This window comes from Pseudoalteromonas peptidolytica, from assembly GCF_012641745.1.
GTDB classification, from domain to species: Bacteria; Pseudomonadota; Gammaproteobacteria; order Enterobacterales; family Alteromonadaceae; genus Pseudoalteromonas; species Pseudoalteromonas peptidolytica.
Genome location: NZ_WEHZ01000094.1, coordinates 1 through 756 on the forward strand (window position 1 = coordinate 1; position 756 = coordinate 756).

At 58.7% G+C, this 756-nt stretch carries 1 pseudogene; it reads right to left on the bottom strand.

Annotated elements, in window-relative coordinates:
- A pseudogene (locus F9Y84_RS21875) lies at nt 1–756 on the bottom strand (sigma-70 non-essential region-containing protein); the annotation flags it as partial.

The following is a 756-nucleotide window of genomic DNA, read 5'->3' on the forward strand; positions in this document are numbered from 1 at the left end:
ATCGAAATCGGTTGATGTCCTTGATCTCGGCGATCGTCAAACCGGTTTCGGTTTGCAGCGCAGTCAGCTTCTGCTGGCAACGAATGATGTCCGGTTGCAGGCGACCAATGGCTTCAGCGTATTTGCTTTTGCCTTTGGCCAGTGCATCGGTCCAGCTTTCGTCGACTTCGTTGCCCGGGAACTGGCGCAGGAAGTCGGCACGCGGCATGCGGGCATCACGAACGCAAAGTTGCATGATCGCGCGCTCTTGCTGACGCAGACGATCCAGGGCACTGCGAACACGCTCGACCAGGCCTTCGAATTGCTTCGGCACCAGTTTGATCGGCATGAACAGCTCAGCCAGGGCGATCAGCTCGGCGATTGCCAGCTTGTTGCCACGACCATGCTTTTTCAGGGCCTTGCGGGTGATTTCCATCTGATCGGCGACAGCGCCAAAACGCTGTGCGGCGATGACCGGATCCGGACCGCTTTCGGCTTCTTCTTCGTCATCACTTGCTTCGGCGTCATCGTCGTCGGTGTCGTCGGCAGCTGGAGCGGCTTTCGGGTCGACAGGCGGTGGCACTTCGGCTGCAGGCGGCGCAATGCCGTCGTCCGGGTCGATATAACCGCTCAGGACGTCGGACAGGCGGCCACCTTCGGTGGTGACGCGAGTGTACTCGGAGAGAATATGGTCAACCGTGCCAGGGAAGTGCGCAATTGCGCCCATCACTTCACGGATGCCCTCTTCAATACGCTTGGCGATTTCAATATTTCGAT